Here is a 22017-nt window from a genome sequence, read left to right on the forward strand (position 1 = left end):
TCTAATGAATCTCAAATACCAGACAGGTTTCGGCAATGAGTTTGCCACGGAGGCGGTCGAGGGGGCTTTACCCATCGGGCGCAATTCGCCGCAGAAGGCTCCGCTTGGGCTTTATGCCGAGCAGCTTTCAGGCACGGCTTTTACGGTACCGCGTGCGGGCAATAAGCGGACTTGGACGTACCGTATCCGCCCGAGTGCGATGCATCGGCCATTTGAGCGGCTCGACAACAAAAGATGGCAGAGTACGCCTGACGTGAGTGAGGTAACTCCGAACCAACTTCGCTGGGACCCGCTGCAGGTGCCGACCGAACCTACGGACTTCATCGACGGTATCACGACCATAGCACTAAACGGCGACCTGTTTTCGCAAACGGGTATCGGCATCCATATCTATGCGTGCAACAAAGGTATGGGCGATCGTTATTTTTACAACGCGGACGCCGAAATGCTGATCGTGCCCGAGATGGGCCGAATTGGTTTTCTCACAGAGCTTGGAGCTATCCAAGCCGGGCCGGGCGAGGTTGTGGTAATTCCGCGCGGGGTGAGGTTTAAGGCCGAGACGCACTCTGACGATACGCAGTGCCGCGGATATATCTGCGAGAATTACGGAGCGCATTTTAAATTACCCGACCTTGGGCCGATCGGGGCCAACGGGCTCGCGAACCCGCGGGATTTTGAGACACCGGTCGCCTGGTACGAGGATATCGACGGCGAATTCACTCAGGTCGCAAAATTTGGCGGCAATATTTGGTCGGCACCGATGACGCATTCGCCGCTCGACGTAGTCGCGTGGCACGGCAATTATGCTCCCTACCGTTATGACTTACGCCGATTCAACACTATTGGCTCGATCTCGTACGATCATCCTGACCCGAGCATTTTCACCGTGCTGACGTCGCCATCGGGCGATGCGGGAGTTGCAAATTGCGACTTTGCCATATTTCCCGAACGCTGGCTCGTCGGCGAAGACACGTTTCGTCCGCCGTGGTACCACCGTAACTATATGTCCGAATATATGGGCTTGGTTTACGGCCAGTACGACGCGAAAGAGGAGGGCTTTTTGCCCGGCGGCGGTTCGCTCCATAACCAAATGTCCGCACACGGCCCGGACCTCGACGCCTTTGAAAAAGCATCGAACGCCGATCTCGCTCCGCAAAAACTCGAGGGCACAATGGCATTTATGTTCGAATCGCGGTACATAATCCGCCCGACTCGCTTTGCGATGGAAACCGCACAATTGCAGCACAATTACAGTGAAGTGTGGCAGGGCTTCAAGAAGAACTTCGATAGCTAAGGGTTTGGAGGAATTGAGATGAGATCAACTTTATTTTCAATCGTTTTTCTTATCGCGTTTTTCGCATTTGTCAGTATCGCAAATATTAACGGACAGACACAGAAGCGGCTTACCTCGACGCCGAAGGCGTTTCAAACCTTCTTTGCAAAATTCAAGAGAGCCACGGTAAATGGCGATAAGAAGGTCGTCGCTACGATGACTTCGTTTCCGTTCCGATACGGATGGGATGCGGGAGACGAAGGCACATATGATCGGGCCCAATTCCTCGCAAATTTCGATAAGATATTCGGCGATGCTCGAAACCTATTTAGGCAGAAAAATCCAAAGTTCTATATCGGGAATCACTCATACGGTCTGACGAACGAAGAGGACGCATCACACTACCGGTTTGAAAAACGCGGCTCGATTTACAAGTTTGTCGCCTTTGTCGTCGAACCATGATCGGATTTGTGTGCCTCTCATTATGGCCGAGAACAGCGAACTTAAATTTATCGCAACACCGGAAAAAGGCGAAGTTTCAGCCCTACTGACGCGGCCGGATGGAGCGACGCATTTGCTAGTCTTAGGGCATGGCTCAAGCACAAATATGCGGCATTCGACGATGGAGGCGATCGCAGAGAGTCTCGCTAGGCTAGGCATTGCAACCTTTCGTTATAACTTTCCTTACAGTGAAAACGGCCGTGGGCGGGATTCGAATGACGTTTGCGTGGCGACGGTTCGAATTGCGGCAAGAGCGGCGCGCGAAGCGGCACCTGATCTGTCCTTGCTCGCGGGCGGGCATTCATTCGGCGGGCGTATGACATCGACCGCTCAATCCAAAGAGCCGATTGACCGTGTAAAAGGCTTGGTTTTCTTTTCGTTTCCGCTACATCTCGCCGGACGGCCTGACACAAAACGCGCCGAGCACCTCGCAAATATTGATGTTCCGATGCTCTTTCTTTCGGGGACACGCGATGAACTTGCGACGCTCGATCTGCTCGAACCGACGATCAAAGGTCTCGGCGAGCGAGCAACGCTTCACCTGATCGACACCGCAAATCACAGCTACAAGATCCTCAAAAAAACGCGAACGTCCGACGAAGATGTTTTCACCGAAATGGCCCGCGTGACGCGCGAATGGCTTCTGAGCATCTGATATTTTTTTTACTTGCCCGGCGCAATTTGTAATAGAATCTAATGCGTATGAGACACTTCATTTTTCTAGTCGGCATAATGATATTCGCATCGGTCGCCTCACCGTCGCAGTCGCCGACGGGCGAAGCGCAAAACAAGCCGTTTTTGATGTCGGTAGAGGATGTGTTTTACATTTCGGGGCGTGGCGTTGTCGCGACCGGAAAGATCGAACGCGGTACGATCAAAACCGGCGATACGGTCGAGATCATTGGGATTCGTGCCACAAAAACCGCAACTGTTTCGGGCATCGAACGGTTTCGCAAGATCGTGGCCGAGGGAACGGCCGGCGAGATCGTCGGCATAATGTTGCGAGGCGTCGAGCGAATGGACGTCGAACGCGGACAAGTGATCGCAGATCCGGGCAGCACCAAGGCTTTCACCAAGTTTAGGGCAAAGATCGATCTGACCTTGGTAAGTGACGGTGGTCGAAAGACGCCTATGGCGAGCGGATTCAGGCCGCAAGTTATGATCCGGACCGGCAGCTTTTCCGGAAGTTTGACCTTTAGTTTGGGAAAGACCCAAGCCGCTGCAGGAGACAAGGACGTTGAGGTCGAGATCGAATTGACGCAACCCGCGCCGCTCGAAAAGGGACAACCCTTTACATTTCGCGAATTCGGCAGGGCGATCGCCACGGGCGTAGTCAGCGACGTCATACCACCAAAATAGATGTGCCGTAATATCAAAACACTATTCAATTTCGATCCGCCGGCGAATAGCGACGAGGTCAATGCATCGGCACTTCAGTTCGTACGCAAGTTGTCGGGCTTTAACACACCGTCAAAAGCGAACTCAGCAGCTTTTCTACTTGCGGTGGAGCGTGTTTCGGCGGCCGCTCAGGAGATGTTGAATTCTCTCGAAACGAACGCGCCGCCGCGAGACCGTGAGGTCGAAGCCGAGCGAGCGAGAGCAAGATCGGCTATAAGATTTGGGAAGAGTTAGGCTATGGGTGTATTACGAAAAGTTGTTCAAACGCGACACGTTCTGGCGGTTAAAGATCTAGCCGTTGCTGCCGAATATTTCAAAGAAGAGCTCGGCTTTGATCTCGATTTCACCGCTCCCGGCTGGGAGTTTCTATCGTTTGGCGATTTCAAAGTAATGCTTGGCGAGTGCTCCGACGAAATGACCGCCGAGGAAACCGGCAACCACTCCTGGTTCGCTCACGCCCTTGTTGAAAATGTCGATGATGTCTACGGAGAATTTGTGGAGCGTGGGGCAAAGATACACGCGCCCATATCGACTAAGGCGTGGGGGATCCGTGACTTCACCGTGATCACGCCGGATGGACATCGGATCGTTTTCGGACAAACAATGAGTTAGGTGATAATATGGCGAAACTTTGGAAGAAAGGTCGCGGAAAGCTCGGCCTATTCGAACCGCTGATCGGCATCTGGGTAGCCGAATCCGACACGCCGATGGGCAAAATGAAATGCACACGCACCTTTGCGAAGCTGTACGGTGATAAGTGGATAACGCTCGATGCCGACTGGGACTTTGGCGGCAAGCACTACGTGGAACACGCAGTCTACGGTGTCGCGGATGATGGAGCTATTACTTTCTGGTCGTTCACTTCGGACGGTAAGCGTTCCGAAGGGAAACTCGCGGACGGCAACGATGTACATTCTGAGGCGATCGCATTCGAAGCACAGATGCCGGCGGGACGTGCTCGTATGATCTACTGGCCACACGAAGACGGCTCAGTAAACTGGGCCGTCGAATCAAAAACAAAGAAAGGGTGGAATAGGTTTACACATCACACCTATCGCAAGCTAGGCTGATCATCCTATCTCGCTCTCGTCGATATCAAAGTTCGCATAGACTTTTTGGACGTCGTCATTGTCGTCGAGGGCGTCGTAGAGCTTCATCATTTTGCGAGCGTCATCGCCGGTGAGCGCGATGTAGTTTTGCGGGATCATCGAGATCTCAGCGGCTTGAGTCTCGATGCCGGCAGCCTTGAGAGCGTCGGTGACGGCCTCGAAAGCGTCAGGCGTCGTAAATATCTCAAAAACGTCGCCCTCGTCCTGCAGGTCGTCGGCACCTGCCTCGATCACTATGTCAAAGAGTTCGTCTTCGCCCTTGGCGGCCTTATCGACTACGATGTAGCCCTTCTTATCAAACATCCACGCAACGGAGCCGGCCTCGCCCATATTACCGCCATTTTTGGAAAAAATGTGGCGGATCTCGGCGACTGTGCGATTGCGGTTGTCGGTCATCGTTTCGACCAGCACGGCGACACCGCCGAGGCCGTAGCCCTCATAAGTGATCTCGTCGTAAGCGACACCCTCAAGCTGGCCCGTGCCGCGTTTTATTGCGCGGTCGATGGTGTCATTGGGCATATTTAGCCCTTTCGCATCGGTCACGGCTTTGCGCAGACGGGCATTGGAGTCCAGGTCGCCGGTGCCGCCGGTACGTGCGGCAACCGTGATCTCCTTGATCAGTTTGGTAAATATCTTGCCGCGTTTTGCGTCCAAAGCACCTTTTTTGTGCTTAATAGTGTGCCACTTCGAGTGTCCTGACATTAGTGTTTATCCTTTTGAGGCAAATTGCATTCGGGCTATAAAGGCATACTGACCAAAGTTGATGTTTCTGCCAACGACTTAGCCGACTTGAAAATATAACACGCCGTTATTTACCTTTCAAAACCGCAAGCCATCTAGCCCCAATGGACCTCGCGGATCTGGCCCTCGTCACGAAGGACGTTGTGGATCAGATCGCAAAGTCGTCCGCGGAGCTCCGAATCCTTCGAACCAAAGACTTTCCACCGATTTAGTTTTTCGATAGTGATACGCCAATCAGCATAGCCCGAGCCGATCGTCTCGTCGATGATGTCAAAATCGAGCTTAAACTTTTCACCCTCGGCCGTAACTGTATCGGTCCAGCCGTGCTCATCGCGACTCGGTTCGGCAAAGATAAATTCGCCGCCCTGTGACTTACTGATAAACCATCGAGCCAGGTCTTCGCCGATCCGGCCATCGCCGGCGTCCCGGCGTGTGCTGTCAAAAAGCTCAGTCGTGAATGAGATATGATTTTTCATTTTGTAACCTCGTCAAACTCTGATTGTGACAGGTTAGCGATCTTTATTCTCTTATTTTTTGAGGTTTCGCCGCTGACGATCGTTATGTCGCTTTTGGCGACTCTAAATTTCTTGGCAAATAGCTTGATCAACTCAGCATTTGCGGCACCATCGACCGGCGGCGAAGCGATCCGCACCTTGAGTGCGCCGTCGTGTTCGCCGACGATCTCACTCTTAGATGCCCGCGGAACGACGCGAACGTCAAAAACGATGGATCCATCTTTATCAAGAAAATTCATTGATGTAGCAAAAGTGTACTGCGTTTACTGAAACAATTGAGATATTATAGCTGACAAATCTGCACTGGGGACATTTCTTATGAGATCACGACCCGTCCGCCGCTTAACCATTCTTTTCGTCGCTCTTGCGACGGCCGCATCGATCACTGCCTACTTCATCCAAACGCGCTCGACGTGGGCAGGTACCGATCCCGTGTGGCCGACTTCATCTGATTCCTTCAGGCCGTCGACGCCGGCGGGAAAGTTGATCCTCGACTCGTCTACGGGACTGCCCGCGGTCGCACCAATGACGATGAATTTTGTCCGAACGCCCGATACAGGCGGCCCGGACGGCAAAGGGCGGTTTCTGATCGCGGTGAATAGCGGTTACGGCATCGTCACTAGCAGCAAAACCAAACCACAGCAGACATTGTCTGTAATTGACCTCGCTGCGGCAGAACCGAGTGTAGTGCAAACGATATATTTTCCGGCTCCTCAGAGCGCTAATTTCGGGCTCGTTTTTGATCCTGTTTTGCAGCCGGACGGACGATACAGATTCTATGTAGCCGGAGGCTATGAGAACAAGATCTGGATAATGGGACTCGACCCTAGGGCCGCCAAACCGGTCACACCGGCTAACAAGTCTGACGAGCGGGTCTCAGCACCGTTTATTGATGTCACCGCTTTTGCTGAAAATGCTCCCTCGCCAAATTACAACGACAATATTGCCGCTGTCTATCCGACCGGAATCGCTCTTGCCCCAGATGGCGAGACACTATATTCGGCAAATAACCTGGGCGACAGCCTCGGAGTCATCAGTGATCTCAGAGACACGCGAAAGATCGAACGCGTCGGCCTACGCCGTTCGGGTTCAAAGCAATTTATTTACCCTTACGATGTCAAAGCTCTCTCGTTCGGTAAGCGTGTAACTAAGGTGTATGTGTCTTTGTGGGGTGATGGGTCGATCGCCGTCATCAAACCGGGACTCAAAAACCGCGTAACTCATATCGCCGTCGGCCGACACCCGACAGCGATGATCTTCAACAAAGCACAATCGCGTTTGATCGTTGTAAATTCTGACTCTGACTCAGTGTCTGTCATCGATACGCGCAGCGATCGCGTGGTCGAAACGATAAATGTCCGGCTTGCGGAAAAGGCACAAAACGGTGCGAGTCCGGAGGGATTGGCCCTCAGCGGAGATGAAGAACGGCTATTTGTTGCAAACGCCCATATAAATGCGGTCGCGGTGGTCGAATTTGAATCAACACCGACGCCGCGAAAGCCGTCGAAACTGCTCGGATTTGTCCCGACAGGCAGTTACGCATCCGCTGTTGCAGTAGTCGGCAACAGGATATTTGTAGCAAATGGAAAAGGCACGGGAATGGATAACTCGTCGCAGACTATCAATGATTCGGGCCGGTATCCCAATATGCCGAATGAGCAGTTTCCGGCTCAGAGCTATAACAAACGCGGTATGTATAGTGCTGCGATCGTTTCGGGCAACATAAGTTTGGTCACGATCCCGGACGAAAGGCGATTATTTGCTTACTCGCAGGCGGTGATGCGAAATGAAGGGCTGCTTGGGCGCGAAAAGCGAAGCATCTTTCCCGACGGCAGATCGCCGTTCAAGCACGTCATATATGTAATGCGCGAAAACCGAACTTACGATCAGGTGTTTGGCGACCTGATGAGCAGCGGTGACGGTACGCGGGCGGACGGCGACCCGTCGGTCGCGATATTCGGTGCCGGTGAGAGTGCAAGGTCACCAAGTGGTGAAGCACAAAATATCACGCCGAACGCTCGGTCCCTCGTAATGCGTTTCGGACTGTTTGACCGCTTTTTTGTAAATGCCGAGGCGAGTCCGGACGGTCATAACTGGTCGACCGCCGCATTTTCGAATGATTATGTCGACAAGGCGTTTCGGTGGGATTATTCGGGACGCGGCCGCACCTACGACTACGAGGGATTTAACCGCTTACCGTCATTCAATCCTCCCGGCGGCCAACCGCCCGTCGCACTTCCACCTGTTTTTGATATTCCGGCAACTGCCTCCGACGTGGCAAATTTTCTGAAGCGTTACGTTCCATACCTGAACGGTGCCCGTGATATTGCCGAGCCCGAGTCGCTGTACTTGTGGGACGCAGCAAATCGTGCAGGCCTGAGCTATCGAAATTACGGCGAATTTGTCGGAACCATCTCGGCAGAAGATGTCAGGGAACTAAACACCCGCAAACCCAAGCGGTACCCCGATCTGTCGCCAAACGTTACGGCATTTGCGACCAAGAAGTCACTGGAGGGCCATTTCTCGACTACCGTTCGTAATTTTGACCAGAGCTCGCCCGACAGCTTTACCACCGAATCATATCGGTCAGCACGCACATCCGCAAACACCGTCGATCCGGCTATCACCGACGACAACTCGACCGAAGCATTCCGCGGAACCTCGCGATATGGTGCGTGGGCAGCCGAATTTAGGAGCTTTGTGGCTGATCTGCAAGCCGGGAAGGGCGACCATTTGCCCAATCTCTCGATCATTAAGCTATCTAATGACCATACCAGCGGTCTGCGCAGAGGAACCCCGACCCCACAATTTTACGTTGCCGAAAACGACTACGCTCTTGGCCGTTTGGTCGAAGATGTGTCGAAAAGCCCCTATTGGGCGGATACTGCGATCTTTGTCGTTGAGGACGACGCTCAGGACGGACCTGACCACGTAGACGCGCACCGCTCGCCTGGCTTGGTAATTTCGGCATATAACCGTCCCGGCGCGCTTGTTCACGAATTTCACAATACCGTCAGCCTGATTCGGACAATGGAATTGTGTCTGGGAATATCGCCGATGAACTTCATCGATGCCAACGCAACGCCGATAGACATCTTTACGTCCAAAGCCGACTTGAGGCCTTACGTTGCTGAGTTGCCGATAATTGCACTCGACAATCTCTATCCCCCAACTAGGCCTAATGGCGCGATGGCTTACTATATGGACCTGACTGACCGCCAGGACCTTAAACACGAGGATATGGCAGACCCGCGACAACTTAATGAGATCATATGGTTTTCGGTAAAGGGCGACGTCGAGATGCCGGTTGCGGTGCGGATGCCAGCCTTCGATCTGATGACTGCCGGCGTCAAGCCCGATGATGACGAAAAAAATGAGGCCGATGATGACTAATTAGCGACAAAAACCCGAAGGACTATTGACTGTAGAAATCCGATCACCAGTAGCACGATCATCGCTGAGATATCAAACATTCCGATCGGCGGTATCAAACGCTGGACGGGAATCATTATCGGGTCAGTAACTCGTTTTACAAATCCGAAAAAGGTCTTGGAATTGAATACGAACCACGATGAAATAAACCGTATAAAGATAAAAAGCACGAGAATACTGAGCAGGCCATAGAGTACGAAACCTATAAAAACCTTAGGATTACCATTAGCGACTCCTGCTGTGAGGCCATCGATCACGTAAAACGTATTTCCGATGATCTGCATCGCAAAATAGGTAAATATCAAACCGATAAAGATCGACAGCAACGGTGCCAGTCGAGTGTCTATGCGATACATCGCCAAAAATCTAGCCATCGGATACACCCACTTTTCGGTTGCGCGGCGAACCTTAAATCCGAAACGACCGATCTTGCCGAAAGGGTTGGGGTCAGCGTAATTAAAGACCAACCTTAAGAGCAGTATCCCAAGATAAATACCGAAAAGACTCCAGACCACGATTCTGACGATCGGATAGACCTGTGTAGATAGAAACAAATTCATTACGATTTACCGCGGATATTCACGTTCGCCAAAAATGGCGGTACCGACACGAACAACGGTCGCTCCCTCTTCGATCGCGACCTCAAAATCATTACTCATCCCCATCGACAGATCAGCACGTTGATCCGAAAAGGCATTTTCCGTCGCAAGTTTGTCGCACATCGCTCTCAATCTCTGAAAATATGGCCGCGTTGCCTCAGCATCTTCAAAAAACGGCGGCAGGATCATCAATCCACAAAACTTTAATCGGACGCATCCCTTAAGAAAGCTGACAAGCTTAGGCATTTCACTCTCGCCAATGCCGGATTTTGTCGCCTCTCCCGCAAGGTCAACGTGAACGTACACGCAAAGCTGCTCACGCCCCTCTTCAATGCATATACGCTCAAGTCGCTCAGCCAGTTCGACCGAATCGACAGAGTGTATGACATCAAATAACTGCACCGCCTTACGGGCCTTGTTTGACTGCAAGTGCCCGATCAGATGCCATTCGGCGGCGTTGCGCCCGATCTCAGCGATTTTGCCTTCGGCTTCTTGCACCTTGTTTTCGCCAAACACGGTCGTACCGGCATCGATCGCTTCCAGCAACGCGCTTGCGGGATGCGTCTTACTGACCGCCACCAATTTTATGTCCGCCGGATCGCGACCGACACGGCGTGCCGATGCAGCGATGCGGGCGAGTATTGCGGCAAGGTTGTGTCTAATGTCGGTCGTCACTTACATCAAATATAGCAAACACGTCCGCCTTTCTTGAATTTCCGCGTGCGAATTCGTATCATCAATGTTCGCAACGCGGACGTGGCGGAACTGGTAGACGCGCAGGTCTCAGAAGCCTGTTGCCGCAAGGCAGTGGAAGTTCGATTCTTCTCGTCCGCACCATATCGAGCAAAAGGGATAAAGGATGATGTCCTTTATCCCTTTTGTATTGCGTTCTAAACGGCTTTGCGTAAAACTCAGATCTAATGCGTAACGAATTTATCCAGGCTCTCAAAACTCACCAAACTGCATTTAAGATCAGTCTCGATGACACTCAGATCGATCGATTGGCGGATTATTTCGAACTTATTCAGGAACACAATCCGATATTGCATCTGGTAGCACCGATGACGCCGGAGGAGTTTGCGATCCGACATATTCTCGAATCGCTGACAATGATGGAATATTTACCGAATGGCTCGAGATTTGCCGATATCGGTACCGGTGGCGGTTTGCCATCCATTCCTTGCCTGCTCGTGCGAGGCGACCTCAAGGGCGTTTTGATCGAATCGAAAGAAAAGAAGACCAAGTTTCTCGAACTGGCGACCGCCACGCTTGGAATTAGTAAACGGACGGCGATCACAAACAAACAATTTCAGGAGGTCGACCCCGCCAATAGCGAAACGGTGACCTGCCGGGCTCTCGATAAATTTACCGAGAAACTGCCCGGACTGCTTAGATGGCGAAAGAGCCGACAGATGCTGCTCTTCGGCGGCCCCAATCTCCGCGATGCTTTAGAAAAAAATAAGGTAGTTTTTATCGAAAAACTGATGCCGATGTCCGAACAGCGTTATCTGTTTGTACTCAATCGCTAGACGTCGATTTACCGAATATCCAGATCATACTCACGCAGACGCCTGTAAAGCGTCGACGGCGAGATGCCTAATAACTCAGCGGTCTTGCCGCGGTGCCATCCCGTTTTTTCGAGTGCGCCGATGATCTGCTGGCGTTCGACATCGCGGAGATTGGATGGCGAAGCATTGTGAAACGTGCCGTTACCGTTAGTTGGCAGTGTGTTGTAGCTGACTGAGACGCTCGACGTTTCCTGACGAAATGCGATCTCGGGCGGTAGTTCCCGCGGTGTGATCATTCCGTTGTCACAGAGCAATATCGCACGCTCGAGACAGTTACGGAGTTGGCGGACGTTACCCGTCCAGTCAAATGCGCAAAGCGCTTCGATCGTTGCCGGCGACATTTCGGGTTCGTGCGAACCGGCGAGTTTATGCAGCAGATGACGGGCCAGCGGTTCGATATCCTCGCGACGCTCACGCAACGGCGGAATGTTGATCTCAAAGCTGTTGATCCGGTACATTAGGTCTGCCCGAAAAACACCGTCAGCCACAGCTGTTTCCTTGTCGCGGTTGGTAGCCGCGAGCAAACGGACGTCAACCTCGACCTTTTTGACGCCGCCGACGCGGAAAAATGAACGTGTCTCTAACGCCCTTAGCAGTTTAGACTGAAGCTGCATCGGCATCTCCATTATCTCGTCCAAAAACAAAGTGCCGCCGTCCGCTATCTCAAACAGCCCGAGTTTTCGCGTCCTGGCCCCGGAAAAGGCTCCGGCTTCATAGCCAAATAGTTCGCTTTCGAGCAGCGTGTCCTGGAGTGCCGCGCAGTTGAGGTCGATGAATGGCTTATCACTTCGACGGCTCAAGCGGTGTATCGCCTGTGCGACCAACTCCTTGCCGACACCGGAATCACCGGTGATCAGAACCGAAGTTTCAGACGGTGCCACACGGTTCACCAGCCGCAAAACCTCTTTCATTTGCGGGGATTCCGCGACAATGTCAGGCAGAGTGGCCGTCGTCCTCGCAAGCTGTGCTCGGAGGCGTTGATTATCGATCTTTAGTTTTTGCTTTTCCGCAGCTTGGGTAACTAGGGCCGACAATTCAGCGATCCGATATGGCTTGGTCAGATAGTCGTAGGCGCCGAGCTTCATAGCCTCGATCGCGGATTCGACGGTCGCCTGCCCTGTCAGCATTATGACCTCAGGCGGATCCTGTATGCGTTCGCGGGTGCGGCGTAAGAGGCTGATGCCGTCGAGTCTCGGCATATTAATATCACAGAGAACGACGTCGTAATCATCAGCTTCGATCATCTCCCAGGCGGCCTCGCCATCGGGTGCTTCGTCAGTATCGTGACCCTGGCGGGTCATCTCCTTTTGGACAACGAGTCTTAGATTTTTTTCGTCGTCTACTACTAGAATTTTCGCCATAGTGGTTGGGGTTATAGGGTTTGTGATCCGGGACGTTGGATCACAGGTAGGAATATGCTGAACGTAGTGCCTTTGCCTAAATTTGAGCGAACGCTGAGCCGTCCGCCGTGTTCGGAGATTATTCCGTAACACACCGAGAGCCCGAGCCCCGTGCCTTTGCCAACCTCTTTGGTGGTAAAGAACGGTTCGAATATCTTCGCCATATCTTCGGTCGGAATACCGGTGCCGGTATCGGTGACCTCGATCAAAATGCGACTTACCTGCCGACTAGCGGTCAGAGTCAATGAGCCGCCCGCCGGCATCGCGTCGATCGCGTTGGTCGCCAATGCGATTATCGCCTGCTGTATCTGCCCGCCGTCTGCGCTGATGAAGGGCAGATCATCGGCGACTTCGACTTTGATGCTTATCTGGTTGCCACGTTTTTGGTGCGAGATCAGATTTGCGGCTGAGACTACGACCTCGCCGATGTCGGTCAAAACGCGATCACCGGGCCGTACGCGGCTAAAGTCAAGCAGGCCGGTCGTGATCGATTTGCACCTAAAAGCCTCGCTTTTGATCAACCCAAGGTATTCCGTCAGGTCAGCTTCAGAATCTGATTCCTTAAATTCGCCCTCGCTCACTCGCTGCTCGAGTGCCTCGGCACAGGCGGCGATCGTAGCCAAAGGGTTGTTGATCTCGTGGACGACGCCGGCGGCGAGGCGTCCCACTGCAGCTAATTTTTCGGCGCGACCGATCGCGTGTATCGCTTCGACCCTTACCGTCACGTCTTCGCCGACGGTTATGACGTGTGTAACCTCACCGGTCTCGCTGCTCCGCATCGGGATCTTGCTGACCATCCAATGCAGCGTCGAACCGTCATCGGCGACGGTCTGCTGTTCGATCCGCTCGATCTGTCCGGTTCGGAATGCTCGTTCAAACTCCTGCCTAAGCCGGCCCTGAGGATATTTTGCCAAGACATTAAAAACGTCCCGGCCGATCGCCGAGTCACGCGGAATACCCTGTATGCCAACTTCGCGATGTCGATTCCACGTGACGATCTTGTAATCGCGATCGACCACATAAAGCGAGACGGGCAATGCATCAAGTACGGATTCAGTAAACTTTCGATGCTCTTCGCGAGCTTGAGTGATCGAATTGTTGAGAGCCAGCTCGTAGTGGGCGGATAGATTGACACTCATAGCCGCGAGTTGAGTCGCCGCCTCTATCACGCGTGAACCATTCTCGGTAAAATGCCGTTCGTCGCAGAAGCCCGTTACGATCGCGCCCTTCGTCTCACCGTCTATCTGCAGCGGTGAAATGTACTCGATCGAATGTTTACGACCGTCAAACATATATTCGTGCGCATCGCGTTCGACATATCCTATCTGAGGCGGCAGGAACTGGAGCCAGCGGTCAAATTTCGATCGGGCCAGAAAATCACTCGCCAATTCGCCCTCGCGGGTCACCGCGCACGTAACTAGGCCAATATTCTTCAGTTCGGCAGCAAACAGGCAAAAATCCGCATCCAAGTGTTGGCGAAGAGCCTCAACGACCCGACTCGCTACTTTCTTTGGGTGCACGGTAATAAGCAGGCTTCGCCCCAAGTCCGATATGAATTTTAGGTCACCCTGAGTCTCATTCGGCTTTTGTGCGATAGTGCCGGAAATTATTTCCGTGTTTTGCGGCGCAGGTGTCAACATTGGGTAGTGGTATGTTGGCGGATCAGTCGAACCGGCAACTCACGCAGGTTAGGAGACAAAACGATCGAGAGAGAAAGTTTTCCCTCTCCTTGATTAAAAACAATATTAAACATTTTGTCAAGAGGTTTAACGCCTTACGAATTGATTGACACCTCGAATGATTCAGGCAAAAATGGTTTGTTAACTATATGTTTGTTCGATCCAGAGATATTTTCCGAATCCTGATACTCGTTGCCGTTGTGACAACGCTTCTGCTGATCAATTCGGCGGCGATATCGGCGCAGGAGTTGGTCGATAAGACTGTCGCGACCGTCACCGACGGTGCGAGGAGCGAACTGATCACCTATTCGGACATAATGTGGCAATTGGCACTCGAACCCGGAGCGCCGATCGATCCGCCTAAACGCGACGATCTCAGTTCTGCTCTGCTTCGGTTGATCGATCAGCGACTATTTGCGCTTGAGGCCAACCGGTTGCCTCGTCCGATGCCGACAGACGAGGAGATCAAGGCCGAAATAGACAAGATCGTAAGGTTTTTTCCGTCCGCTGTGGCATTTGAAGCCAGATTGAAGATCGTCGGTTTTGAATCCATTCAGGATGACAATTTTCAGAAGCTGATATCTCAGCGACTATCGATCGAAAATTATATTGATTTTCGTTTTCGATCGTTTATCGTAGTCACTCCGGAGGATGAAGCCCGATACTTCCGCGAAGTGATAGCTCCCGATTTTCGCAAACGATATCCTGGTCTGCTAATGCCGACCTTGGACGAACGCCGCCTTGAAATCAACCGGCAACTTACCGAAGAGCGAATTGCCACAAGGCTCGAGAGTTTTCTTGATGATGCCAAACGGCGCGTCGAGATCGAGATCATTTCTGAACCGTGACCTGAGCGGACGTTTGTCCGCGATCGATCTGCAATGAAGTACTATGCCGCAATTTGTATATTGGCCGTAGCATTATTGGCTTGCACGGCGTGGTTTGTGACCGCTGACCAGAAGGCGGCCGAATCCGTTATGTCGCAGGTCCCGACCTCGCGGAAAGCAAGCGCATTTGCTGTGTCACCAAAGGTGCGCGATCTAGCGCGAACTAAACTTTTCTCGGCGACGCCGGGTAGTCGGTTGACGGTCAAAAATGTTTCGTCATCGGAGCCGAACAGCGGTTCGAATGGCACGGGGGGCAAAGATGACGGTATCGCTGTGATGACGACAGCGCCGATGCCGCCGGCGACTCTATCATTTGACGGGCTAAGTAATTTCGACAATATCGCCGCATATAATCTCGTGATCCTGCCGCCGGATATGAATGGCGATGTCGGGCCGAACCATTACGTTCAGGCAGTTAATTCGCTTGTGAGGGTCTTTGACAAGAGCGGTTCGCCGCTGATCGATCCGCTCAAATTGAGTCAACTATTTGAACCGCTTGGAACAGCGTGTTCGACCCGAAACGATGGCTTGCCGACAGTCCTATATGATCCGCTCGCCGATCGTTGGCTGATAAGCCAGTATTGTTATAACGTCCCGCCATTTAGGCAGATGATCGCCGTCTCGCAGACGGGCGACCCGACCGGAGCGTACTACATATACGAATTTGTAATGCCGAACGTCAAGATCAATGACTTTTCGAAATTCGGAATGTGGCCTGACGCATACTATATGTCAACCGAAGAGTTCCTCGGTTCTGACTACGCCGGTGCCGGCCTGTTTGCCTTCGATCGGGCTAAATTGCTTGCGGGTCGACCGGATGCAGGCTATGTCTACTTCAACCGCCCGTCGGACAGCGTAGATCGCCGCCGCAACCTTTTACCTTCGGATCTGGACGGACTGAGGCCGCCGCCGCCCGGAGCTCCAAATACGTTTGTCAGCTACACTGCCGACGAATATGGTGATCCGCAAGACGCCATCCGGCTCTTTGATTTTCACGCCGACTTTGTAGATCCATATAACTCGACATTTACCGAACGTCCGGAAAGCCCTGTATCGGTCGCCGCGTTTGACCCGACCAGTATCGATGGCCGAACAGATATTGCCCAACCGGCACCCGGCGACTTTCTGGACTCTAACAGCGACCGCGTGAACTATCGGGTCGCCTATCGTAACTTTGACGATCGGGAATCGCTTGTTTTCAATCAGACAGTGAGGCTCTCGCAAACGCCATATCGGGCTGGTGTGCGGCTTTACGAATTTCGCCGTATCGGCGGCGGCCCATTTAGCGTGAGCGAACAATCTACGATCGGCGATGCAACGTCGTCACGCTGGATCGGTTCGACCGCACAAGATCATCTGGGCAACATTGCGGTCGGCTATAACTTTGTCAACGACCTAAAGAAGCCGTCGATCTTCTACACCGGAAAGCTCTCTACAGACCCCGCCGGAGTCTTTCGCGCGGAAAATACTCTGATCGAGGGCACCGGAGTGCAGAAGGCGTTCGGATGGCGTTGGGGAGATTACAGCGGTATGGTCGTCGATCCGGTTGACGACTGTACGTTTTGGATGACGGGTGCGTATTACACGCAGATGAGTCAGGACTTTAGTGATTTCACGTGGCTCACGCGTATCGGACGATTCAAGTTCGACGAGTGTACGGCGGCACCGCGTGCGACAATTTCGGGGACAGTGACCAATGCCGCAGATGGCCAACCGATCAGCGGAGCACAGATAACTGCCGGCGCTTATACCAGACGAACTGCCGACACTGGCATCTACGGAGACCTTGCAATATTGCCGGCGACGTATAGTATTACCGCCTCCGCCGCGGGATTTCGTTCGCAGACCGTATTGGTCACAGCGTTGGACGGCGAAAATGTCGTTCGAAACTTTATCCTACAACCGATCCCCGTTATCGAGAACACGGCTCTACAGGTCGCGTCCGAAAGTTGCGGCGTTAACTCAACGCCTGAGCCGGGAGAAACCGTTACGGTCGATCTACCGCTTTTGAATACCGGACTACTGAACACGCAAAATTTGACCGCTGCGCTGCTGGCAACCGGCAGCATCACAAATACGAGCGAACCGCAAAATTACGGTACGCTAACGGTCGGCGGATCGCCGGTCGCGAGGCCATTTAGTTTCACTGTCGCCGCTACGGTCACCTGCGGCAGTGAGATCCTGCTCAATTTTCAACTTCAAGACGGCACAAATGATCTGGGGGTCGTGACTGTCGCACTCCGAGCGGGCGTGGTGCGGCCGGCACTCCGTCAAAACTTCGATCGCGTTGCCGGTCCCGGACTGCCTCAACGCTGGACGTCATCTGCAACGGGAGCACAGAGTTCGTGGAAAGCATCGAGAAGTCGCTCCACCTCGGGCACTAAGGCTCTGTTTTCACCGGACCCGAATCAGGTCGGGCTCAATGAGCTAAGTTCGCCGGTATTTAAGATAAACACCGCCGGAGCCGAGATTTCGTTTCAGAATTGGTACGAACTCGAGACCACCTTCTTGCGAAATCGGCTCTATGACGGTTCGGTTATGGAGATCAAGATCGGCGATGGCGATTGGCAAGATATTATCGCGGCTGGCGGACAGTTTTTATCAGGCGGTTATGATGGGGTGATCGATAGCTGCTGTCAAAATCCGCTCGGCGGGCGAAACGGATGGTCAGGCCGCAGCGGAGTCAATTCCCTCTCCGAGTTTATTATCACACGAGCCAAACTCCCGCCGTCTGCCGCCGGACATCTTGTCCAGATGCGTTGGCGGATCGGTACCGATATCGGAACGTTTCGCGAGGGACAATATATCGATGATCTGCTTGTGACCGATGGCTATTCGTGCGGATGCTCGAACTGACATTTAGCTAATAAAAACCCCGGCCGAAAGGAGGGCAATTCGGCCGGGGTGAGGCGATCTGAGCATTCGATCATAGCTTCAGTTTATGATCCCTCAGAACCGTTAGTGAGATGGTCCGCAGATGCCATTGGTTGTGCATAAAAGGCAGGCGTCGCTAAACGCCCACCCTTTATGTCGCCTCAGTTTCCGTGTTACTGGGCCACAACCGGAAGGTCACCGTTCAGACCGAAATGGATCGCCTGAAAAGCTCCGTCCGAACTCCGCAGGATATACCAATTGCCGTCTGACGGGCGGAACACCGCGATATCGGTCTTGCCGTCGTTGTCGTAGTTGCCCGCGACCGGAATGTCGCCATCCAGGCCAAACTGCATCACCGAATATCCGCCGTCCGTGCTGCGGTAGGTGTACCACACACCGGTCGAGGGGCGAAACACCGTGACGTCGCCTTTACCGTCTCCGTCAAAGTCACCGCGGACCGGGATGTCGCCGGTTGCCCCGAAGTGCATCGCACCTGTCTGGCCATCCGAACTTCGGATCCAGTACCAGTTACCCAAGCTCGGACGATAGACGACCACGTCATCCTTGCCGTCGCCATCGATGTCGGCCGGCATCGGCCTGTCTTCGGCAATACCCCAGGTGATAAAAGCGTAACCCGTGTTGTTGCTCTTCTGGATATACCAGACACCGCTTGACGGGCGATAGACCGCGAGGTCGAGGCGTCCGTCGCCATCAAAATCGCCGCGGACCGGAGTATCGTTACCGAGGCCGAATGCATAGCCGCGTACGCTGCCGTCAAAGCTGCTCTTCATCTCCCACACGCCTTGTCCGTTGACGTTTCGGTAAACGGCCGTGTCAGTTTTGCCATCGCCGTCGTAGTCACCGGAGACGACAATGTCAGTAGATGAACCAAACGTCGAGGCACCAAATCCGGCACTATTCTGCGTGTACCAGGCACCGGTCGACGGTCGGAAGACCGAGAGGTCGTTGCTGCCATCGCCGTCAAAATCGGCGATACCCGAACGCTGTCTGAAGGTGCTGGCGATCTCACCGCCGGGATTGTTGGCACTTGAGATGACTGCTGACCAGAGGCCCGTGCGGAGCAATTGCACCTGTGCGGCTGTTACATCGAATGTCACGCTTGCAAAGTTCCCGTTCGTTCCGCCGATCGTGCCGAAATCACGGATAGTCGTCGTCGTGCCGACCAAGGTCTCGATGCGAGCACCGGTCTGGGCACTCGAAAGGTTGTGAAATTCCCCAAAGACGGTCGCCTGCGTTTCAGCGGCATTAAGGTTGACCTTGAATTCGCCGGTTGCACCGGTCGTAACTGGTGGCGTCATGCCGTTTCCGGTCAGGTTTGCTTCGAATGAGCGTCCCATGGACGGACTCGGGCTCGGCGTCGGGCCTGGCGTGCCGGTCGGTGTCGGGCTCGGTGTCGGGCCACCAAATCCGGCAAAGGTGCCATTAAGGATCGCGTTACCGCCGTTGCTGATCGAAATGGTCGAGCCAGCGATTACGACCGGTACGGTTTGTCCGTTGTCGCTTCGCAGCCGAAGTCGTCCTTCGCCGCCGCTCTGCAGCGACATGCTGCCGACCGATGCTCCGTCAACGGCGACGTTGAGCGAGGTTCCGGCCGGAAGATTGATTTGATTGATACGGATCTCAAGTTCTGTGCGGCTGCTGTGGATCTCGTACTGAGCATATCCACGCGGCAGTACGCCATTGATCATGCCGCCCGTAAATCCGGCGAAAAGGTCGCCTGAATTTGGAGTGCCGGTCGGCGACGGGCTTGGGCTCGGGGTTCCAGTTGGGGTTCCGGTTGGGCTCGGGCTCGGAGTGCCATTAGGTGTTCCGGTCGGCGTCGGTGTCGGGTTGGGGCCGCCGCCGTTCAGCGTACCGGAAACTAAAACCGTTGTACCGTTTCGCACTTCGACGGTCGAACCGTCGTTGGTCATCGGAACTGCCTGGCCATCCTCGGTACGAAGCTTGAGCTTGGCCTTTTGTCGATCGTCGACTGCCATTGTACCGATAATATTGCCGTCAACGACGGCGTTAAGATCTGTACCCATCGAAAGGTTCACATCCTCGATCTCGACCTCGATCTCGCGGTTACCGCTTTGGTACAACTGCCATGCTGCTGCTCCGTGCGGATTGATGCTACCGGTTGGCGACACCAAAGCCGCGTTCCGCAATACGATGACCGGTGTAGCATCGGCTTTGACGCCTCCGGTAAGCATCGGGATCGACACCCATGCCGCGACCAAGGCGATCACTGCAGCAAAATGTACGATTCGTCTATTTCTGTTTTGAAGTGCTGTCTTTTTCATCTGGAACTCCTGCCTATAATTTTTTGTTTACCTCGATTCTTGAGGTGTCGTCAGAAACACTGTGTGGGACCGAGGGTAAAAAAGACATCAATTCGCAATATCACGATTTTTTTTGAATCAGCAACAATAATTGACTGGTACTAAAAACTGAGTAAGGCTGGTCAATGCAAAACGGGCCGGCCACATTCCCGTGGTCAGCCCGTTATTTTTCGGCCTGAAGTTCTCCGGCAGATTGACGACTATCTTCCGGAAATCGGTTCAGAACCAAAAATCAGAATGCCGTTAGGCGATGGGAGACAGATCGGAGCCGTTGTAACCGCATTCAGGGCATCGACCCGATTGAGACGTACGTTTCCCCAGGGCGGCAAGTCATTCCATCGTATGTCGATCGATGTTTCCTTGATATGATCCAGTATGCCGTGCGGCGTAAGACACGCCGAAGTATACCGAGCTCGAACCAGTGCGGTGATCCCTGCGACGATCGGAGCGGCCATCGAGGTGCCGGACCAAACGCCATAGCGGCCTCCAGGCAGGGCACTCACGATATTCTCGCCCGGAGCTGAAACATCGACCCACGAGCGGTCATAAGACGAAAATGACGCCAACTCGTCGTATCTAGTACTAGCGGCGACTGAGAGCATTCCGTCACGCTGTTCGGCAGCAGGGAAGACGGGTGTTGTATTCGCACCGTTGCCGGAGCTGACCGCGACTGCGAGCCGTCGTGTGCCGATCTCAGGAAATGTCGTTCCGGTCGCTGTCGAGCCCATGTCGACACAATCAAGCAGATCATGCAGCAATCTGACATCCTCAGGATAGCCCAGACTCAAATTTGCAACATCAGCCCCGTGAGCCGCCGCCCAGATCAGCCCGGCGGTGATCCGCCATAGTTCGCCCTCGCCGTCTATATTGAGAATACGGAGCGGCATTATCTTGGCGTCAGGAACGGTCATAGCAACGATGCCCGCAACGTGCGTACCGTGGCCGAAAGCCGGATCAACGCGAAGAACGCCGACCTCGCTTGGGTCATTGTCGCCATCAACGAAATCCCAGCGATCTGCGGGTGGAACGAGTTTACCGGCAAACGCCGGATGATTGAGGTCAATGCCTGTGTCGAGAACAGCGACTACGATCGGCGCCCCTATATCCTGGCCATTTACCACGCGGCGGCCACGCGTGCCGGCCGCGGCATATGCCTCGTTGAGATGGATTACGTCCGGAAACCACTGGCTTGCGTATCCCTTTGAACTACCGCCGACCGCCCAAGATCGCCCAACGGCCCACGAGCGGCCCTGTGTCCAGTTTAGCCCCGGACGCTCGACTTGGGATAGCTTTCGGTTCACCTCGGCAAACCTGATCCGACCATCGAGTGGCGTGGTCATCGCGGTGACAACCTGTGTCGGGGTACTGCCGTTTGTAATGTGTAAAAGGAAAATGGCGGGAGATGCGACCTGCGAAAGCGGCAACGGGTCAAGCCCGTACTGAAGGGCGACTGCGGGCAGATCCGATACATTAATTAGCTGGACGATGACCTGATCCGGCACGCAATTGCAGCCGGGAGTTCCGACTTTCTGACCGTTTGCCGATATGAAAGCTGCCGCCGCAAACGCCAGAAGCAAGATAAGTTGCACGATCCTTGAAATACTACAGGTCATTACTGCCTCGCACAGGTCAAAATATCCGGGAATTACCCGCCATCATCACAGTGCGCCTAATTCTATCAAAAAGACATTTCCAA

The 22017-nt window shown here is 53.6% G+C and carries 20 protein-coding genes and 1 tRNA gene; 12 read left to right on the plus strand and 9 right to left on the minus strand.

Annotated features, from left to right (window positions below):
* Positions 1-4: 4 nt before the first annotated feature.
* The 7 genes from IPQ00_14690 to IPQ00_14720 are packed head-to-tail and all read left to right on the plus strand — an operon-like array spanning position 5 to position 4242.
* The gene (locus IPQ00_14690; protein ID MBL0241808.1) at positions 5-1294 is read left to right on the plus strand and encodes a homogentisate 1,2-dioxygenase; all 1290 of its coding nucleotides are present in this window, start codon (positions 5-7) and stop codon (positions 1292-1294) included.
* 18 nt (positions 1295-1312) lie between these two features.
* Positions 1313-1735 (plus strand): hypothetical protein, encoded by a 423-nt coding sequence (locus IPQ00_14695; GenBank protein ID MBL0241809.1) that lies wholly within the window; start codon positions 1313-1315, stop codon positions 1733-1735.
* A 22-nt stretch (positions 1736-1757) separates the two neighbouring features.
* Complete coding sequence (locus IPQ00_14700) at positions 1758-2429, plus strand: alpha/beta hydrolase (GenBank protein ID MBL0241810.1); 672 nt, start codon at positions 1758-1760, stop codon at positions 2427-2429.
* Between the two features lie 47 nt (positions 2430-2476).
* Positions 2477-3133 (plus strand): hypothetical protein, encoded by a 657-nt coding sequence (locus IPQ00_14705; protein MBL0241811.1) that lies wholly within the window; start codon positions 2477-2479, stop codon positions 3131-3133.
* Entirely contained in the window at positions 3134-3406 is a 273-nt protein-coding gene (locus tag IPQ00_14710) for a DUF2277 domain-containing protein (GenBank protein ID MBL0241812.1), read from the plus strand.
* 3 nt (positions 3407-3409) lie between these two features.
* On the plus strand, positions 3410-3784 hold the full coding sequence (locus IPQ00_14715) for a VOC family protein (protein MBL0241813.1): 375 nt from the start codon (positions 3410-3412) through the stop codon (positions 3782-3784).
* 8 nt (positions 3785-3792) lie between these two features.
* On the plus strand, positions 3793-4242 hold the full coding sequence (locus IPQ00_14720; GenBank protein MBL0241814.1) for a hypothetical protein: 450 nt from the start codon (positions 3793-3795) through the stop codon (positions 4240-4242).
* On the opposite strand, the gene IPQ00_14725 is transcribed toward IPQ00_14720, so the two are convergent.
* The 3 genes from IPQ00_14725 to IPQ00_14735 form a co-directional block, all read right to left on the minus strand.
* The gene (locus tag IPQ00_14725) at positions 4243-4983 is read right to left on the minus strand and encodes a YebC/PmpR family DNA-binding transcriptional regulator (GenBank protein MBL0241815.1); all 741 of its coding nucleotides are present in this window, start codon (positions 4981-4983) and stop codon (positions 4243-4245) included.
* A gap of 134 nt (positions 4984-5117) precedes the next feature.
* Positions 5118-5498 (minus strand): hypothetical protein, encoded by a 381-nt coding sequence (locus IPQ00_14730; GenBank protein ID MBL0241816.1) that lies wholly within the window; start codon positions 5496-5498, stop codon positions 5118-5120.
* Positions 5495-5776 (minus strand): YggU family protein, encoded by a 282-nt coding sequence (locus IPQ00_14735; protein MBL0241817.1) that lies wholly within the window; start codon positions 5774-5776, stop codon positions 5495-5497. Before IPQ00_14735 ends, IPQ00_14730 begins: the two co-directional genes overlap by 4 nt.
* A 79-nt stretch (positions 5777-5855) precedes the next feature.
* Here IPQ00_14735 and IPQ00_14740 point away from each other — a divergent pair, with 79 nt between their 5' ends.
* The gene (locus tag IPQ00_14740) at positions 5856-8930 is read left to right on the plus strand and encodes a bifunctional YncE family protein/alkaline phosphatase family protein (protein MBL0241818.1); all 3075 of its coding nucleotides are present in this window, start codon (positions 5856-5858) and stop codon (positions 8928-8930) included.
* Here the strand turns inward: IPQ00_14740 and IPQ00_14745 are convergent.
* Together IPQ00_14745 and IPQ00_14750 are read right to left on the minus strand one after the other, a co-directional pair.
* Entirely contained in the window at positions 8927-9529 is a 603-nt protein-coding gene (locus tag IPQ00_14745) for a YggT family protein (protein MBL0241819.1), read from the minus strand. The genes IPQ00_14740 and IPQ00_14745 overlap by 4 nt on opposite strands.
* Before the next feature lie 6 nt (positions 9530-9535).
* Positions 9536-10231 (minus strand): YggS family pyridoxal phosphate-dependent enzyme, encoded by a 696-nt coding sequence (locus IPQ00_14750; GenBank protein MBL0241820.1) that lies wholly within the window; start codon positions 10229-10231, stop codon positions 9536-9538.
* A gap of 87 nt (positions 10232-10318) precedes the next feature.
* Between IPQ00_14750 and IPQ00_14755 the strand changes: the two genes are divergently transcribed.
* A tRNA-Leu gene (locus IPQ00_14755) sits at positions 10319-10405 on the plus strand.
* Positions 10406-10488: 83 nt separating this feature from the next.
* Positions 10489-11097, plus strand: coding sequence for a class I SAM-dependent methyltransferase (locus IPQ00_14760; protein ID MBL0241821.1), 609 nt, complete (start codon positions 10489-10491; stop codon positions 11095-11097).
* Between the two features lie 8 nt (positions 11098-11105).
* Here the strand turns inward: IPQ00_14760 and IPQ00_14765 are convergent, their stop codons facing one another.
* Together IPQ00_14765 and IPQ00_14770 are read right to left on the minus strand one after the other, a co-directional pair.
* Positions 11106-12497: a sigma-54-dependent Fis family transcriptional regulator gene (locus tag IPQ00_14765; GenBank protein ID MBL0241822.1), complete on the minus strand. Its 1392-nt coding sequence runs from the start codon at positions 12495-12497 to the stop codon at positions 11106-11108.
* 11 nt (positions 12498-12508) lie between these two features.
* A complete protein-coding gene (locus IPQ00_14770) occupies positions 12509-14176 on the minus strand; it encodes a PAS domain-containing protein (GenBank protein ID MBL0241823.1) in 1668 nt (555 codons plus the stop codon).
* A 188-nt stretch (positions 14177-14364) separates the two neighbouring features.
* Here IPQ00_14770 and IPQ00_14775 point away from each other — a divergent pair, with 188 nt between their 5' ends.
* Positions 14365-15063, plus strand: a complete 699-nt coding sequence (locus IPQ00_14775) for a hypothetical protein (GenBank protein ID MBL0241824.1) — start codon at positions 14365-14367, stop codon at positions 15061-15063.
* Between the two features lie 33 nt (positions 15064-15096).
* Positions 15097-17958, plus strand: a complete 2862-nt coding sequence (locus tag IPQ00_14780) for a carboxypeptidase regulatory-like domain-containing protein (protein MBL0241825.1) — start codon at positions 15097-15099, stop codon at positions 17956-17958.
* A gap of 191 nt (positions 17959-18149) precedes the next feature.
* Here IPQ00_14780 and IPQ00_14785 read toward each other — a convergent pair whose 3' ends face one another.
* Together IPQ00_14785 and IPQ00_14790 are read right to left on the minus strand one after the other, a co-directional pair.
* Positions 18150-20282, minus strand: a complete 2133-nt coding sequence (locus IPQ00_14785; protein ID MBL0241826.1) for a VCBS repeat-containing protein — start codon at positions 20280-20282, stop codon at positions 18150-18152.
* A 239-nt stretch (positions 20283-20521) separates the two neighbouring features.
* Positions 20522-21934 carry a S8 family serine peptidase gene (locus tag IPQ00_14790; protein ID MBL0241827.1) on the minus strand — a complete coding sequence of 471 codons (1413 nt, stop codon included), beginning with the start codon at positions 21932-21934 and terminating at the stop codon, positions 20522-20524.
* Between the last annotated feature and the right edge of the window lie 83 nt (positions 21935-22017).

The sequence above is a fragment of the Chloracidobacterium sp. genome (assembly GCA_016720705.1).
Taxonomy (GTDB): domain Bacteria; phylum Acidobacteriota; class Blastocatellia; order Pyrinomonadales; family Pyrinomonadaceae; genus OLB17.

What these genes read in the sequence shown, in the direction of transcription:
- IPQ00_14690 (MBL0241808.1), top strand. Translation starts at nt 5, where the DNA reads ATGAATCTCAAATACCAGACAGGTTTCGGCAATGAGTTTGCCACGGAG.
- IPQ00_14695 (MBL0241809.1), top strand. Translation starts at nt 1,313, where the DNA reads ATGAGATCAACTTTATTTTCAATCGTTTTTCTTATCGCGTTTTTCGCA.
- IPQ00_14700 (MBL0241810.1), top strand. Translation starts at nt 1,758, where the DNA reads ATGGCCGAGAACAGCGAACTTAAATTTATCGCAACACCGGAAAAAGGC.
- IPQ00_14705 (MBL0241811.1), top strand. Translation starts at nt 2,477, where the DNA reads ATGAGACACTTCATTTTTCTAGTCGGCATAATGATATTCGCATCGGTC.
- IPQ00_14710 (MBL0241812.1), top strand. Translation starts at nt 3,134, where the DNA reads ATGTGCCGTAATATCAAAACACTATTCAATTTCGATCCGCCGGCGAAT.
- IPQ00_14715 (MBL0241813.1), top strand. Translation starts at nt 3,410, where the DNA reads ATGGGTGTATTACGAAAAGTTGTTCAAACGCGACACGTTCTGGCGGTT.
- IPQ00_14720 (MBL0241814.1), top strand. Translation starts at nt 3,793, where the DNA reads ATGGCGAAACTTTGGAAGAAAGGTCGCGGAAAGCTCGGCCTATTCGAA.
- IPQ00_14725 (MBL0241815.1), bottom strand. Translation starts at nt 4,983, where the DNA reads ATGTCAGGACACTCGAAGTGGCACACTATTAAGCACAAAAAAGGTGCT.
- IPQ00_14730 (MBL0241816.1), bottom strand. Translation starts at nt 5,498, where the DNA reads ATGAAAAATCATATCTCATTCACGACTGAGCTTTTTGACAGCACACGC.
- IPQ00_14735 (MBL0241817.1), bottom strand. Translation starts at nt 5,776, where the DNA reads ATGAATTTTCTTGATAAAGATGGATCCATCGTTTTTGACGTTCGCGTC.
- IPQ00_14740 (MBL0241818.1), top strand. Translation starts at nt 5,856, where the DNA reads ATGAGATCACGACCCGTCCGCCGCTTAACCATTCTTTTCGTCGCTCTT.
- IPQ00_14745 (MBL0241819.1), bottom strand. Translation starts at nt 9,529, where the DNA reads ATGAATTTGTTTCTATCTACACAGGTCTATCCGATCGTCAGAATCGTG.
- IPQ00_14760 (MBL0241821.1), top strand. Translation starts at nt 10,489, where the DNA reads ATGCGTAACGAATTTATCCAGGCTCTCAAAACTCACCAAACTGCATTT.
- IPQ00_14765 (MBL0241822.1), bottom strand. Translation starts at nt 12,497, where the DNA reads ATGGCGAAAATTCTAGTAGTAGACGACGAAAAAAATCTAAGACTCGTT.
- IPQ00_14770 (MBL0241823.1), bottom strand. Translation starts at nt 14,176, where the DNA reads ATGTTGACACCTGCGCCGCAAAACACGGAAATAATTTCCGGCACTATC.
- IPQ00_14775 (MBL0241824.1), top strand. Translation starts at nt 14,365, where the DNA reads ATGTTTGTTCGATCCAGAGATATTTTCCGAATCCTGATACTCGTTGCC.
- IPQ00_14780 (MBL0241825.1), top strand. Translation starts at nt 15,097, where the DNA reads ATGAAGTACTATGCCGCAATTTGTATATTGGCCGTAGCATTATTGGCT.
- IPQ00_14785 (MBL0241826.1), bottom strand. Translation starts at nt 20,282, where the DNA reads ATGAAAAAGACAGCACTTCAAAACAGAAATAGACGAATCGTACATTTT.
- IPQ00_14790 (MBL0241827.1), bottom strand. Translation starts at nt 21,934, where the DNA reads ATGACCTGTAGTATTTCAAGGATCGTGCAACTTATCTTGCTTCTGGCG.